The sequence below is a fragment of the Paenirhodobacter populi genome, assembly GCF_004022215.1.
In the GTDB taxonomy this organism is placed as follows: Bacteria; Pseudomonadota; Alphaproteobacteria; order Rhodobacterales; family Rhodobacteraceae; genus Rhodobacter; species Rhodobacter populi.
The window spans coordinates 1-13,634 of sequence record NZ_SAUZ01000011.1 but is presented as its reverse complement, the minus strand read 5'-3'; the positions used below and the strand labels follow the sequence as shown (position 1 = coordinate 13,634).

The following is a 13,634-nucleotide window of genomic DNA, read 5'->3' as shown; positions in this document are numbered from 1 at the left end:
CGGCGTCCCCCGGGATATTTGGGGAAGAATGAAGGGAAAACGCTTCGCCCTGAATTCTGAAACGCGCTCCTGAAAACGAAACAGAAACGCCCGGCTCTCGGTCACGAGGCCGGGCGTTTTCGATTTTCAAGGCTGGCGGCGCCGCCCGTCTGAAGAGATGGACGAGGCCTGAATGCCCTTCATTCTTCCATAAATATCCCGGGGGTGAGCGGCCTTGGCCGCGAGGGGGCAGCGCCCCCTGCGACGGTCGAGGTCGCGGGCCGCTCAGACGAGCGCGCCGTCCACCAGCCGGGTCTTGCCGCCCAGATAGGGGTGCAGCGCCTCGGGCAGGGTGACCGAGCCGTCGGCCTCCTGTCCGTTTTCCAGCACCGCGATCAGGCAGCGCCCGACGGCGAGGCCGGAGCCGTTCAGCGTCGCGACGAATTCCGGCTTGCCGCCCGCGGCGGGCTTGTAGCGCCCGTTCATCCGGCGTGCCTGGAACTGCCCGCAGGTCGAGACCGAGGAAATCTCGCGGAACGTGTCCTGACCGGGCAGCCAGACCTCCAGATCATAGGTCTTCTGCGCGCCGAAGCCCATGTCTCCGGTGCACAGCACGATGCGGCGATAGGGCAGGCCGAGCTTTTCCAGCACGTCCTCGGCGCATTTCACCATGCGGTCATGTTCGGCGATGGCATCCTCGGGGCGGCAGATCGTCACCATCTCGACCTTCTCGAACTGGTGCTGGCGCAGCATGCCCGCGGTGTCCTTGCCCGCCGATCCGGCCTCGGAACGGAAGCAGTTGGTGTGGGCGGTCAGCCGGGCGGGCAGGGCGCTTTCGTCCCAGACCTCGCCCGCGACGAAATTGGTCAGCGTCACCTCGGCCGTCGGGATCATCCACCAGCCGTTGGTGGTGGCATAGCTGTCCTCGGCGAATTTCGGCAACTGCCCGGTGCCGAACATCGCCTCGGGCAGCACGAGGACGGGGGTGATCGCCTCGGTCAGGCCGTGGTCGGTCACATGCAGGTCCAGCATGAACTGCGCCAGCGCCCGGTGAACGCGCGCGACGCCGCCCTTCAGCACGACGAAGCGCGATCCCGAAAGTTTCGCGGCGGTGGCGAAATCCATCCCGCCCTGCACGGCCGGAAGCTGGTAATGTTCGAGCGGCTTGAAATTCAGCGCGCGCGGCGTGCCCCAGCGGTGGATTTCGACATTCTCCGCCTCATCCGCGCCATCGGGCACATCGTCGAGCGGGCTGTTCGGCACCCAGAGCAGCCTGTCGCGCAATTCGGCATCGAGGCGCGCGGCCTCGGCCTGCATGGCGCCGACCTCGGCCTTCTTCTCGGCCACCAGCGCGCGCAGGCGTTCGAATTCGGCCTCGTCGCCGCGGGCCTTGGCGGCGCCGACCTGTTTCGAGGCGGCGTTCTGATCAGCCTGCGCGGTTTCCGCGGCATGGATGGCGGCGCGGCGCGCTTCGTCCAGCGACAGGATCTCCGACGACAGCGGTGCCAGTCTCCGGCGCGCAAGCGCGGCATCGAACTGGGCGGGATTTTCGCGGATCGTGCGGATATCGTGCATGGGATCACCTCTTCTGGTCGCCGCTCCGCGTTTAGCGCGGTTGCGGGCCTCAGAAAAGCCGAATCCCGTGCTGGGGCTCAGGTCACGGCGCAGCAGGTCCGGTAAAGTTCGGCGATGAGCCTGCGCGCCGGGCCTTCGGCCAGCGAATAGTGGATCGCCTTGCCGTCGCGTCGCGCCCGCACCAGCCCGTCCGCGCGCAGCCGCGCGAGCTGCTGGCTCACCGCGGCCTGACGCAGACCCAGAAGCCGTTCCAGTTCGGTCACCGACCGTTCCGCCTCGGCCAGATGGCACAGGATGGCCAGCCGGCCTTCATGCGACAGGGCCTTGAGCAGCGCGACGATCTGCGGCGCATTCCGCGCCATATGCGCGACGTCGAGGGGGGATTCGATCACGGGCGTTCCCGCGATTCCGTGGATGTGCGGTGTTTCGGCCGACATACTGTTGTGCTTTTCCATCGTCTTTCGCCGGGCGGAGGGCAGGGGATCCGCCCCGGCGGTGGGGTGAGCGGCAGCCTCTAGCACGGCTTCCCGCAAGAGGCGAGTGGCGCCGCGCCCTTGCGGGCGCATCACGGCAAGGCTTGATTTCCCGGCATTTCCCGATACCGATGACCAGAGAGCTACCGCCAGAAGACCACCGGGGAACCTGTCATGCTGCACGCCTATGTCGCCGGAAAACGCGGGCTGATGCGCGTCGATCAGGATACGCCGATGGCGCCCGGCCCGCAGATCAGCGACGCTTTGTGGGTGGATCTCTACCGGCCGCTCGACAGCCAGATCGCCGCGGTCGAGGCGCTTGGGGTCGAGGTGCCGACGCTCGCCGACATGGAGGAGATCGAGATCTCGAACCGGCTCTACCGCGATGACGGCATCGACTACATGACGGTGGTGGTGCCCGGTCAGACGCCCGAGGGGCGGCATGTTTCCGGCCCCGTGACCTTCATCCTCGGACCGAAGCGGCTGATCACGGTGCGCCACCACACCCCGCGCAGCTTCGAGACCTTTCCAGACCGGGCGGACCGCGCCACGGCGGGCTGTTCGACGCCGGACCGGATCTTCCTTGGCCTGATCGACGAAATCGTGGCGCGGCAGGCCGACCTGCTGGAAGGGATCGGCCGAGCGCTGGATGCCGTGTCGGCCCGCGTCCTTGGCAACGTGACGCAGGACGAGTTGCAGCACGCCCTGGGCGAGGTCGGCCGTCAGGGCGAGCTTCTGGGCCGGATCCGGCTGGCGCTGCTGACGCTGGAACGCACGCTGTCCTTCTACGATCAGACGCTGGTGGCCGGGACCGGCACCAAGGAGCTGCACGGCGTGGTGAAAAGCCAGATCCGCGACATCGGCTCGCTGTCGGAACATGGCGATTTCCTCAGCTCGCGGGTGTCGCTGACAGTGGATGCGACGCTCGGCATGATCAATCTGGCGCAGAACCAGACGGTGCGGATCGTTTCGGTCGTCGCGGCGCTGTTCATGCCGCCGACGCTGATCGCCTCGATGTACGGGATGAACTTCAACAACATGCCGGAGCTGAACCAGCCCTGGGGCTATCCGATGGCGATAGCGCTGATGGTCGGATCGGCGGTGGGGACATGGGCGTTCTTCAAATGGAAGAACTGGCTCTAGCGTTCGAGGATCATCCGGTCGCGGTCGAATTCGACGCGGGCAAAGCGGGTCAGATAGGTCATCCCCATCAGCGACAGGTCCATCTCGCCGCGATTCACCACGGCGCGCAGGTCGCGGTCGTGGATCGGGCCCAGATCGACGGTGCTCAGCCGCACCGGCGCGATGGCGACCGTGCCGTTCGCGGTATTCGCCTGACCGACATAGGCGAGCGATGCGGTTTCAATCCCCGCGCGTTCGGCGTCACGTTGCGACAGCACGATCTGCGAGGCGCCGGTATCCACGACGAAGCGCACCGGCACCCCGTTGACCGAGGCGGTCAGGTAGTAATGCCCGTCGGGGCTGCGCGGCACCTCGATCCGGCCGTCGGACAGCACGTTTTGTGCGGGAAACAGGTTCTGGCGGATGTCGTCCTTCAGCCCGTAGACGCCGATCAGGCCAAGGAACAGCAGCGCCCAGACGGACACCTGTTGCAGGGTCTTGCTGAAATTGTTGCGTAGCGACACGAAGAAATAGCCGCCGAACGCCATCAGCAGCAGCAGGTAGAAGATAAGCTGGGGGCCGAGGGAATCGAGCATGGTCCGTCCGGTCAGAGGTGTTGTCAGAAGATGTAGGAAGCCCGGGCGGGAATGTCACCCGGCCGCAAGCTCACCGTCCGGTGATTCCGGCGATGATGCCCGCGCCGCGCAGCCCGTCGAGGATGAACTGCACCGACAGCGCCGCCAGCAGCATGCCCAGAAGGCGCGTCACCACCATCGTCCCGGTGCGGCCGAGCGCGCGTTCCAGCGGCGTGGCGATCAGGAACATCGCCAGCACGCACAGCAGGACGACCGCCAGCACCGCCAGCACGGCGACGAAATGCAGGCTGTCCTGTCGCGGCCCGCCGGCCAGCAGGATCATCGTCGCCATCGCGCCCGGCCCGGCGATCAGCGGCATGGCCAGCGGAAAGACCGAAGGGTCGTCCGCGGCATCCTCGGCATGGGCGGCGGATTGCCCCTCGCGCCGCTGGGTGCGGCGCTCGAACAGCATGTCGAGCGCGGTGAGGAACAGCAGCAGCCCGCCCGAGATGCGGAACGCCGGCATCGAAATCCCGATCGCCGACAGGAGCTTGTCGCCGAACAGCGCGAAAACCGTCAGCAGCCCCGCCGCCACCGCCAGCGCCCGCAGCCCGACCCGCAGCCGGGCGCGGTGGCTCATCCCATGGGTCAGCGCGATGAACAGCGGCGCAAGGCCGATCGGGTCGACCACGACGAACAGCGTGACAAAGGCGGTGAGGGCTTCGGAATGGCTCATGGCCGCGACGATAGCCGCGCGCCCGACGCTGATCCAGCGCGATCACGGGAAAAACTTGCGTGAGAATGCCGAATCGCCCTTTGATTGGAGGGCGGCAGATCGTAAATGTGGACGGACATTCAACTGGCGCGGATGATTTCGCGCCGTGGGGAGACTGAAATGCTGCAAAATATCGGCCTTCCGGGCCTTCTTCTGATCGCGGTGGTGGTGCTCGTGCTGTTCGGCAAGGGCAAGGTTTCGTCGCTGATGGGGGAAGTGGGCAAGGGGATCACCGCCTTCAAGAAGGGCGTGAACGACGGCACGAAGGAACTCGAGGATGCCAAGGTGACCGAGGCCCGCGACGTGACGCCGCCGCCCGCAGCCGCACCGACCGCGCCGAGCGACAAGGACAAGGCCTGACGCTGTCGCGCCGGGGCCAGACACGCGATGCTTGATATCGGTTGGAGCGAGCTGCTTCTGATCGGCGTGGTTGCGCTGATCGTGGTGGGTCCCAAGGACCTGCCCGTAATGTTTCGCACCCTTGGCCGGATCACCGCCAAGGCGCGGCAGATGGCGCGCGAATTCAGCCGGGCGATGGAGGATGCGGCGAAGGACACCGGGCTTGACGGTGTGGCCGGCGATCTGAAGAACGTCGCCTCGAAGAAGTCGCTCGGGCTCGACGCGCTGGAACGCGCGACCGAGAAGTTCGAGAAATGGGATCCGAAATTCCCCTCGAACCGGGCGGAGCCCAAGGCCGCGTTGCAGGCCGATCCGAATGTCGCGCAGGATCTGGACGCGGCCGAGGATGCGTTCGAGCCGGAGGTGATTGCCGAGGCGGAAACCGCCACCGCTCCGGCGCCCGCCGTTCCCGCTGCACCTTCCGCCATTTCCGCGGCGCCCGCCGTCGCTGCCGCCGCCACTCCGGCATCGGCGCCCGCTTCCGTCGCCGCCCCCGCCATTCCGGCACCGGCCCCCGCCGCGCCCGCACCCGCCGCCGTGCAGGCGCCGGCCGACGCGCCGAAACCCGACAGGAAACCGCGCACGGCCCGCCCGAAGGTCGCCGCCGACACGGCCGAAAAACCGGCTCCGAAACCGCGCAAGAAATCCCCTGCGAAAAAGGACGAGGCATGACGGACGTGCCCGACGATCAGATCGACGATTCCGCCGCACCGCTGATCGAGCATCTGGCGGAGCTGCGCAACCGCGTCCTCTATTCGCTGGCGGCTTTCGTGGTGGCGATGATCCTCGCCTATACGGTCTGGAATCCGATCTTCAACTTCCTGACCCGGCCGATCTGCCACGCGCTCGAAATGCGCGGTCAGGCCTGCAACCTCGTGCTGATCAAGCTGCAGGAAGGCTTCTTCGTCGCCATCCGGATTTCCTTCATCGGTGGCTTCGCGCTGGCCTTCCCGGTGATCTCCTACCAGCTCTGGCGTTTCGTCGCGCCGGGGCTCTACAAATCCGAGAAAAGCGCCTTTCTGCCGTTCCTGATCGCCTCGCCGGTGATGTTCATCGCCGGGGCGGCCTTTGCCTATTACGTCGTCCTGCCGATCGCCTTCAGCTTCTTCCTCGGCTTTCAGCAGGGCAGCGTGGTCGATGGCGGCAACGAACTGGCGGCCATCGGCTTTCAGGGCTCGGTCGAGGAATATCTGGCGCTGACGACGAAATTCGTCATGGCCTTCGGCATCTGCTTCCAGCTGCCGGTGCTGCTGACGCTGATGGGCAAGGCGGGGCTGGTGTCGTCCAAGGGGCTCGCCTCGGTGCGCAAATACGCGGTCGTGCTGATCCTGATCGTGGCCGCGCTGGTGACCCCCCCGGACATGATGAGCCAGATCATCCTCTTCGTCGCGATCTACCCGCTCTATGAGGTGTCGATCTGGCTGATCCGCCGCATCGAAAAGACCCGTGAGGCGCGGATGCGCGCCGAGGGCACCTGGGTCGAAGAAGAGGACGCATGACCGAACCGCTTGTCCGTATCGCCGAGGCGCTGGAGCGTCTCGCCCCTCCGCCTGTGCCCGCGCCGGATCTGACGGCGGCCGATGCCTTCCTGTGGCAGACCGGGCCGGACCGTCTGGTGCCGGTGCCGCATGTCGCGCGGGTGGATATCGCGCTGTTGCAGGGCATCGACCGGGCCAAGGAAACGCTGCTCGCCAATACGCTGCAATTCGCGCGCGGGGCGGCGGCGAACAACGCGCTGTTGTGGGGCGCGCGGGGGATGGGGAAATCCTCCCTCGTCAAGGCCGTCCATGCCGAGGTGCTGCGTCAGGGCGTTCCCCTGAAGCTCGTGGAACTGGCGCGCGAGGATCTGCCGTCCGTCGGGCGGCTGCTCAACCATCTGCGCGGCGCGCCGGACCGTTTCGTGCTCTATTGCGACGATCTGTCCTTCAGCCATGACGACCAGCATTACAAGAGCCTGAAGGCGGTGCTGGACGGCGGGATCGAGGGGCGCCCGGCCAATGTGCTGTTCTACGCCACCTCGAACCGGCGCCACCTGATGCCGCGCGACATGATCGAGAATGAACGCTCCACCGCGATCAACCCCTCCGAGGCGGTCGAGGAAAAGGTCTCGCTCTCGGATCGGTTCGGGCTCTGGCTCGGCTTCCATCCCTGCGATCAGGACCAGTTCCTGTCGATGATCGCCGGCTATTGCGCGGCCTATGGCGTTGAAATCTCACCCGAGGATCTGCGCGCCGAGGCGATCGAATGGCAGGCGACGCGCGGTAACCGCTCGGGCCGAGTCGCATGGCAGTTCTTCACCGATCTGGCCGGACGGCGCGGCATCGCGCTCTAAGGGTTCAGTCGGGGTCGGCTTGCCCGGCCCCTTCAGAAGGGCGCGGTCCACGGGGAATTGCAGCGTCCCGGGGCGCAGTCCGCGCAGCATCCGGCGGGCCGAGGCTGTCATCTAATCGAATAGCTTGTTGCAAGGTCTTTCTTCGGCGCAGAACGTCGTTTGCCGGGACGTGACCAGAACCATTCCGCCGAGGCTGTTGCGCCATCCGCTGCGTCCAGATCGATGCGTGCGCTTCACACATTGGAAGATTCCCCCCGCGAAGCCCCACCATGCGGCGGCTCCTGCCGACCGCGAAGATGACACTGCTCCCGGCAAACGATGCCCCGCACCAAGCAGAAAGGTCTTGCAATACGATAGGCGATTAGATGACGACTCTCGGCCGCATCCCGCCTTGTCCCCGGACTGAGCGCACCCCCGCGCCGAAGAAACCTAGCCCTTTTCCCGTCGTTTTTCCATAAATATCCCGGGATGAGGCGGTCAAGCCGATCTTCCAGTGGAAGATCGGCCCGCCGAATGCGCGGGACACGGGCGAGGGGGCTGGCCCCCTTTCCCCGGCCGGGATCAGGTGCCGCGCGGTTTCGCCCGCGTCGTCGGATCGGCCTCGCGCGGGTTCTCGGGCCAGGGGTGGCGGGGATAGCGGCCGCGCATCTCCTTGCGCACCTCGGCGTAGGAACCGTCCCAGAAGCCGGGCAGGTCCATCGTCACCTGAATGGGCTTCATCCCCGGCGACAGGAGCGAGATCCGCAGCGGATGGCGCTTCGGCCCGACGGTGGGATGGGTGGTGACGCCATACATCTCGGGCAGCTTGACCTCGATCGCCGGGGCCTCGCCCGCATAGTCGATCGGCACCCGCCGGCCCAGAGGCGTCTCGAAATGCCCGGGCGCGAGCCGGTCGAGCAGCGCCATCTGTTCCCAGTCGAGCTGGGCGCGCATCGCCTCGGTCAGGTCGAGGGCGCGCAGGTCGGCCTCGCTCCGTTTGCCTCGCAGCCATGGCAGCAGCGCCTCGCCCGCCAGCAGGGCGGCATCCGAGAGGTCGGGCAGATCGGCCCCGTCGCGGCGCAAAAGATCCACCCGCGCGCGGAACCGCGCGGCGGCGGGCGTCAGCACCAGCCCGATCTGCCGCAGCCCGTCGAGCGCCCCGCGCGCCAGCGCCTCGGGCGGGGCGTCGGGCCAGTGCCGGTCCTCCAGCACCAGCGCGCCGAAACGTTCCTGCCGCCGCGCGATCACCCGGCCTTCGCGCCGCGACCATTCGCAGAGATCGACCCAGTGGATGCGATCCGCGTAAAGCGCGCGCAGTTCGGCATCGGCCAAGGGGGCACCCTGCCGCACGCGGGCCTCGCGCGGGTCGCCGTCAAGGTCGGTCGCCACGATCAGCCGCGATTTGCCCAAGGGATCGGTCTCGTTCACCACCGCGCCCTTGCCGCCCGACAGGATATAGCGCGCGTCGTCCCCCTTGCGGCGCAGGCCGATCCGGTCGGGATAGGCCAGAGCCGCCATCGCGGCGGGGGAGAGCGGCGGTTTCCCGGGTGCGAGGCGGGCAAGGCGGCGGGCCTCTTCGCGGATGCGCTCCACCGTGCCGCGATGCACGGGCCAAGGGTGATCGGATTCGAACCGGCCCGGATTCGCCACCGCCGCCAGCCGCAGCGCCAGATCGGCGGGCGCGCCGCGCACGGGATCGCGTTCGGCCAGGGTCGCCGCCAGAACCGCCGCCCCGGAGCCCGCCGTGATCAGCATATGCGCCAGACGCGGATGCAGGGGCGCTGCCGCCAGCGCCCGGCCATGCGCGGTGATCCGGCCATTTTCGAGTGCGCCCAGATCGGTCAGCAGCGCCCGCGCCTCGGCCAGTGCCGGGGCGGGCGGCGGTGTCAGGAAGGCCAGATCCGATCCGTCCGACCCCCAGAGCGCCAGCTCCAGCGCCAGCCCGGACAGATCCGCCACGGTGATTTCGGGCGGGGCAAAGGCCGGCAGCGCGCCTTCCTCCCCCTTCGTCCAGAGCCGGTAGCACAGCCCGGCGGCGACGCGCCCGGCGCGGCCGCGGCGCTGTTCGGCCTCGGCGCGGCTTACCCGTTCCGTCACCAGCCGCGCCATGCCCGAGGCCGGATCGAAGCGCAGCCGCCGCGCCCGCCCGGCATCGACGACGACGCGAATATCCTCGATCGTCAGCGAGGTTTCGGCGATGGCGGTGGCCAGCACCACCTTGCGGCCGCTGCTGACCGGGGCGATGGCGGCGCGTTGCCGGGCAAAGTCCATCGCACCGAAAAGCGGGCGCAGGTGGACATCCGGGCCGACGCGGGGGGCGAGCAGCGCCTCGGTCCGGCGGATCTCGGCCTCGCCGGGGAGGAAGACCAGAACGCCGCCCTCGGTTTCGGCCAATGCCTCTTCGACCAGCCCCGCGACGGCGGGCTCCAGCCGCATCCCCGGCGCGCGCGGACGGCCAAGCCAGCGGGTTTCCACCGGGAAGGCGCGGCCTTCGGAAATCACCACCGGCGCGTCGCCCAGCAGCGCCGCCACAGGTTCGGCATCCAGCGTCGCCGACATCACCACGACGTTCAGATCGGGCCGCAGCGCCCCGCGCGCCTCCCACGTCAGGGCAAGGCCCAGATCGGCGTTCAGGCTGCGTTCGTGGAATTCGTCGAAGATCACGCAGCCGATGCCCGCAAGTTCGGGGTCGGATTGCAGCATCCGGGTCAGGATGCCCTCGGTCACCACCTCGATCCGGGTGGATTTCGACACTTTCGCCTCGCCCCGGATGCGATAGCCGACCGTTTGCCCCACGGCTTCGCCGAGCGTTTCGGCCATCCGTTCGGCGGCGGCGCGGGCGGCAAGGCGGCGCGGTTCCAGCATGACGATCCGCCCCGCCACCTGATCCAGCAGCGCGAGCGGCACCCGCGTCGTCTTGCCCGCGCCGGGGGCGGCAACCAGAACGGCACGGCCTTCGCGGGCGAGGGCGGATTTCAGCCCGGGCAGGGCGGCGTCGATGGGAAGCGGTTGTGTCATCCCGCCCTTATCGCCGGATCAGCCGCCCCTTGCCAAGGATCGTATCGGTGTCGATCGACACGACGCGCAGGCGTTGCCCGTCGGGGGTGGGCGCATAGGTCAGGGTGAAGGGGAAGCGCGGCTTTTCGCGCATCTCGCGTTCGGAAAAGCCCGCGATGCGGCGGTATTCGCCGCTGCACCGCACGCCGTTGCCCGCCGCGACGGGTTCCGAAAGCGTCACCTGCGAGCGTTTCGATCCGTCGAACATATAGGCCGAGAAGCGGCAGGCCTCGCCCCGATCCACATCGCGCAGCACGGCATAGAGCGCGGTCAGCGGATCGATCGTGCCGCCCTGCGCCGCCGGATCCACATCCGATTCGCGCGGCTGGCGCGGCGGATTGCGCGTCACCCCGGCCGGCACGCCGTTCCGGTAGAGCATCACATATTCGACCCGTTCGTTGCCGCGCTGCGCCGTCTCGTCCATCCGGCTCGGGGTGAAGCGGCCCTGCGCATAGCGGCCCGAGACCTGCGCGTCGTAGCGCAGCGTCCGGATCGCGCCCAGAAAGCCCGAGGTCTTGAGCACGCCGCTGGCGCTGTAGGTATTGCCCTTGATCTCGCCGTTGATCGCCAGTTGCCCCGCCGTGATGCCACGCAGCGAGAAGTCGAAGACGATCCGGTCCGTCTGATCGGCCCGCGCGCCCTGCGCGCAGAACGCGGCCAGCAGCGCGGACAGCGCGAACCGCCGCAGGCGGCGGGCTCTCGACAGGGGCGGGACGGGCATCTGGCTCTCCTTGATCGGTTCGGATCTTCTACACCCGCCGGACGGTGGGTGACAGGGTCACAGCCCCCGGCGGGCGCTCCGGTTCCCTGACATTGCCGCGAGCGTCATCGCCCCTTCGGGATGACAAGCGGGCGGCGACGGCCTATAACCTCGCCAGAATCCGATCATTCGAGGTATTCCATGACCATCAAGGTTTTCGGCCACAAGTCGCCCGATACCGACGCCACCTTTTCCCCCATCGTCTGGGCCTGGTATCTGAAAGAGGTGAAGGGGATCGACGCCGTTCCCGTGCTGCTCGGCGAACCGAACACCGAAGCGGCCTTCCTGCTGAAGCACTGGGGCTTTGAGCGCCCGGCGATCATCGCCGCGCTGTCCGAGGGCGAAAAGGTCGTCATCGTCGACACCAACAACCCGGCCGAGCTGCCCGAGGGCATCGACAAGGCCGACATCGTGCAGATCATCGACCACCACAAGCTGGTCGGCGGGCTGGAAACCAAGGGCCCGATCGAGATCACGATCCGGCCGCTCGCCTGCACGGCGACGGTGATCTACGACCTGATGGGCGAGGATGTCGTCGCCCTGCCGAAGGCGATCAAGGGCGCGATGCTGTCGTGCATCCTGTCCGACACGCTGGAATTCCGCTCGCCCACCACGACGGAGCATGACCGCGCCGTGGCGGAAAAGCTGGCGGGCGAGATCGGCGTGACCATCCCCGAGCTGGCCGCCGCGATGTTCGAGGCGAAGTCCGACGTTTCGGCCTTCTCCGACGCGGCGCTGCTGCGGATGGATTCCAAGGAATACAACGTCGACGGGACGGAGCTGCGCGTCTCGGTTCTGGAAACCACGGCGCCGAAGCTGATCCTCGACCGCAAGGCGAGCCTGATGGGCACGATGCCCGACGTAGCCAAGGAAGACGGCGCCGATCAGGTCCTGCTCTTCGTCGTCGACATCCTGAACGAAGAGGCGACGCTTCTGGTGCCCAACGATCTGGTCAAGAAGATCGCCGAGGCCTCCTTCGGCTGCAAGGTCGAGGGCGATACCGTCGTCCTCCCCGGCGTCATGTCGCGCAAGAAACAGATCATCCCGGTGCTGAAGGTCTGATCCGGGGCGATTGAAAGGGGCGGTCAGCCGCCCCTTTTCAGTGTGATCAGGGGCGGGAATTGAAAAACAATTCGCGTGTTTTTGTTTCACGATGGCTTTGTTTCACTACCCCGTCGGATTACGGATTCATGTTTGTGAGTCAGCGGGTTAGGTTGGCGCCATGAGCAAGCCTGTCGCTGTTTTCCGGACCACGAACTGGTCGAGTTACAATGCAGCCCTGAAGCGCCGGGGCTCGCTGATGGTCTGGCTGGATCCAGGGATGTCCTGGTTAGCGACACCGAGCGGCAAGCCGGGTCATCCTGAGCGGTTCTCGGCGGCTGCCATTCAGTTCTGCCTCTCAATGAAGGTCTTGTTCGGCCTGCCGCTCCGGCAGACGACCGGGTTCGTGGAAAGCTTGCTGGCCCTGTCGGGTCTGGACTGGCCGGTGCCCTTCGTCGGGCGATCCTTCCACTGGAAGGATCGCTGATCCTTCTCAGTACACAACACTCTGTCGCAGGCAGAAGCACCTGAAGGTGCAGATCCCGTATCGGCCTGCATCCGCTCCACTGCACCTGCTGGTGGACATCGAGCCGGTGAACGCCACCGGTTCGAGAGAACCGGCGAGGGGGCATCAAGTTCTCGGGCAAAGGCGAATGGCAAGTCCACAAGCACGGGGCCAGTCGCCGCCAGCAGTGGCGCAAGATCCATATCGGGATCGATGCTGATACACTGGAAGTGCGGGCGGTGGAGATGACCGGTAACCGCATCGGCGATGCGCCCGTTCTGCCCGACTTGCTGGCGCAGATCCCGGCTGAAGAGCGGATCGGCAGTGTCACCGCCGATGGGTTCTACGACACCAAGGGCTGCCACGCCGCCATCGCGGCCCGAGGCGCCGATGCCGTTCGGGCCCGCCCTCGGACCAATGGCGGGCGGACCCTCACTACCGCCGCGACGAAATGCCAAGGTCTGGAAGGGACACGATCCGGGACTGCGATCACGCAATGAAGCGCTACGTGCCTGCAAGCGCTTTGGCCGGGCCAACTGGAAGAAATGGTCCGGATACCACCGACGAAGCCTGGTCGAAGCCAAGATGCGATGCGTCAAGCTGCTCGGCGAGCGCATCATGGCCAGAGAGTTCGACAGGCAGGATGCAGAGGTTCAGATCCGAATCCTTCGCAGGTTCTCTCGAACCGTCGCCCATCGGGCTTGAACCGATGGCGCCTCGATGGGCAACCGTTCACCTGCTCAGTCATGAACCGCTTCACATCACTCGGCGCACCCGAGACCGTCCGCATGCGCTGACCATAGCAGGGAAAGAGACAAATCCGACCTCATCCCGAATAGCGCAACAAAGCCGCTTTGAGGAAGACGTGCCGCAGCGTTTGACGTCCCGATCAATGTCGACAAAGGGCCGAGGCTGTGTCAAAATTTGGTGGCGGGGTCTGTCGGAGGGTGATTTTCCGTGCCGCCCGGCATAGCGACGTCAGGTCTTCCTTTCGCGCGGGTGGCGGCCCGATAAGCCTCGCCAGACGCAGTGCGGCGCCGGAGGTGGGACAGCTGAGCCCTG

12 protein-coding genes and 1 pseudogene are annotated in these 13,634 nt (G+C 66.9%); 7 read left to right on the top strand and 6 right to left on the bottom strand.

All coding sequences use genetic code 11. From position 1 onward, the window contains the following. Nucleotides 1–264 precede the first annotated feature (264 nt). Both serS and D2T30_RS10175 read right to left on the bottom strand, forming a co-directional pair. Nucleotides 265–1,554 carry a serine--tRNA ligase gene (gene serS / locus D2T30_RS10180; protein ID WP_128208787.1) on the bottom strand — a complete coding sequence of 430 codons (1,290 nt, stop codon included), beginning with the start codon at nucleotides 1,552–1,554 and terminating at the stop codon, nucleotides 265–267. A 77-nt stretch (nucleotides 1,555–1,631) separates the two neighbouring features. Continuing rightward, nucleotides 1,632–1,946, bottom strand: coding sequence for an ArsR/SmtB family transcription factor (locus tag D2T30_RS10175; protein WP_449295452.1), 315 nt, complete (start codon nucleotides 1,944–1,946; stop codon nucleotides 1,632–1,634). Nucleotides 1,947–2,201: 255 nt separating this feature from the next. On the opposite strand from D2T30_RS10175, the gene D2T30_RS10170 reads away from it, so the two are divergent. After that, the gene (locus D2T30_RS10170; RefSeq protein WP_128182286.1) at nucleotides 2,202–3,170 is read left to right on the top strand and encodes a magnesium transporter CorA family protein; all 969 of its coding nucleotides are present in this window, start codon (nucleotides 2,202–2,204) and stop codon (nucleotides 3,168–3,170) included. Here the strand turns inward: D2T30_RS10170 and D2T30_RS10165 are convergent. Continuing rightward, on the bottom strand, nucleotides 3,167–3,745 hold the full coding sequence (locus tag D2T30_RS10165) for a retropepsin-like aspartic protease family protein (RefSeq protein ID WP_128208786.1): 579 nt from the start codon (nucleotides 3,743–3,745) through the stop codon (nucleotides 3,167–3,169). The two genes, D2T30_RS10170 and D2T30_RS10165, sit on opposite strands and share 4 nt — an antisense overlap. 70 nt (nucleotides 3,746–3,815) lie before the next feature. Then, a complete protein-coding gene (locus D2T30_RS10160) occupies nucleotides 3,816–4,460 on the bottom strand; it encodes a MarC family protein (RefSeq protein WP_128208785.1) in 645 nt (214 codons plus the stop codon). 159 nt (nucleotides 4,461–4,619) lie between these two features. Here D2T30_RS10160 and D2T30_RS10155 point away from each other — a divergent pair, with 159 nt between their 5' ends. Genes D2T30_RS10155 through D2T30_RS10140 form a run of 4 tightly spaced genes read left to right on the top strand, consistent with a single transcriptional unit; the run spans nucleotide 4,620 to nucleotide 7,230 of the window. Further along, the gene (locus D2T30_RS10155) at nucleotides 4,620–4,859 is read left to right on the top strand and encodes a twin-arginine translocase TatA/TatE family subunit (RefSeq protein ID WP_128182280.1); all 240 of its coding nucleotides are present in this window, start codon (nucleotides 4,620–4,622) and stop codon (nucleotides 4,857–4,859) included. 27 nt (nucleotides 4,860–4,886) lie between these two features. After that, nucleotides 4,887–5,570 (top strand): Sec-independent protein translocase protein TatB, encoded by a 684-nt coding sequence (gene tatB / locus D2T30_RS10150; RefSeq protein ID WP_128208784.1) that lies wholly within the window; start codon nucleotides 4,887–4,889, stop codon nucleotides 5,568–5,570. Next, nucleotides 5,567–6,397, top strand: a complete 831-nt coding sequence (tatC, locus tag D2T30_RS10145) for a twin-arginine translocase subunit TatC (RefSeq protein WP_128208783.1) — start codon at nucleotides 5,567–5,569, stop codon at nucleotides 6,395–6,397. Before tatB ends, tatC begins: the two co-directional genes overlap by 4 nt. After that, on the top strand, nucleotides 6,394–7,230 hold the full coding sequence (locus D2T30_RS10140; RefSeq protein ID WP_128182274.1) for an ATP-binding protein: 837 nt from the start codon (nucleotides 6,394–6,396) through the stop codon (nucleotides 7,228–7,230). Before tatC ends, D2T30_RS10140 begins: the two co-directional genes overlap by 4 nt. A gap of 561 nt (nucleotides 7,231–7,791) precedes the next feature. Here the strand turns inward: D2T30_RS10140 and hrpB are convergent. After that, nucleotides 7,792–10,227: an ATP-dependent helicase HrpB gene (hrpB, locus tag D2T30_RS10135; RefSeq protein ID WP_128208782.1), complete on the bottom strand. Its 2,436-nt coding sequence runs from the start codon at nucleotides 10,225–10,227 to the stop codon at nucleotides 7,792–7,794. 7 nt (nucleotides 10,228–10,234) lie between these two features. Next, on the bottom strand, nucleotides 10,235–10,987 hold the full coding sequence (locus D2T30_RS10130; RefSeq protein WP_128208781.1) for a DUF3108 domain-containing protein: 753 nt from the start codon (nucleotides 10,985–10,987) through the stop codon (nucleotides 10,235–10,237). Nucleotides 10,988–11,167: 180 nt separating this feature from the next. Here D2T30_RS10130 and D2T30_RS10125 point away from each other — a divergent pair, with 180 nt between their 5' ends. Beyond that, on the top strand, nucleotides 11,168–12,088 hold the full coding sequence (locus D2T30_RS10125) for a manganese-dependent inorganic pyrophosphatase (protein WP_128208780.1): 921 nt from the start codon (nucleotides 11,168–11,170) through the stop codon (nucleotides 12,086–12,088). A 160-nt stretch (nucleotides 12,089–12,248) separates the two neighbouring features. Then, a pseudogene (locus tag D2T30_RS10120) lies at nucleotides 12,249–13,277 on the top strand (IS5 family transposase). Nucleotides 13,278–13,634 lie beyond the last annotated feature (357 nt).

What these genes read in the sequence shown, in the direction of transcription:
- serS (WP_128208787.1), bottom strand. Translation starts at nt 1,554, where the DNA reads ATGCACGATATCCGCACGATCCGCGAAAATCCCGCCCAGTTCGATGCC.
- D2T30_RS10165 (WP_128208786.1), bottom strand. Translation starts at nt 3,745, where the DNA reads ATGCTCGATTCCCTCGGCCCCCAGCTTATCTTCTACCTGCTGCTGCTG.
- tatC (WP_128208783.1), top strand. Translation starts at nt 5,567, where the DNA reads ATGACGGACGTGCCCGACGATCAGATCGACGATTCCGCCGCACCGCTG.
- D2T30_RS10170 (WP_128182286.1), top strand. Translation starts at nt 2,202, where the DNA reads ATGCTGCACGCCTATGTCGCCGGAAAACGCGGGCTGATGCGCGTCGAT.
- D2T30_RS10155 (WP_128182280.1), top strand. Translation starts at nt 4,620, where the DNA reads ATGCTGCAAAATATCGGCCTTCCGGGCCTTCTTCTGATCGCGGTGGTG.
- D2T30_RS10160 (WP_128208785.1), bottom strand. Translation starts at nt 4,460, where the DNA reads ATGAGCCATTCCGAAGCCCTCACCGCCTTTGTCACGCTGTTCGTCGTG.
- D2T30_RS10125 (WP_128208780.1), top strand. Translation starts at nt 11,168, where the DNA reads ATGACCATCAAGGTTTTCGGCCACAAGTCGCCCGATACCGACGCCACC.
- tatB (WP_128208784.1), top strand. Translation starts at nt 4,887, where the DNA reads ATGCTTGATATCGGTTGGAGCGAGCTGCTTCTGATCGGCGTGGTTGCG.
- D2T30_RS10130 (WP_128208781.1), bottom strand. Translation starts at nt 10,987, where the DNA reads ATGCCCGTCCCGCCCCTGTCGAGAGCCCGCCGCCTGCGGCGGTTCGCG.
- D2T30_RS10140 (WP_128182274.1), top strand. Translation starts at nt 6,394, where the DNA reads ATGACCGAACCGCTTGTCCGTATCGCCGAGGCGCTGGAGCGTCTCGCC.
- hrpB (WP_128208782.1), bottom strand. Translation starts at nt 10,227, where the DNA reads ATGACACAACCGCTTCCCATCGACGCCGCCCTGCCCGGGCTGAAATCC.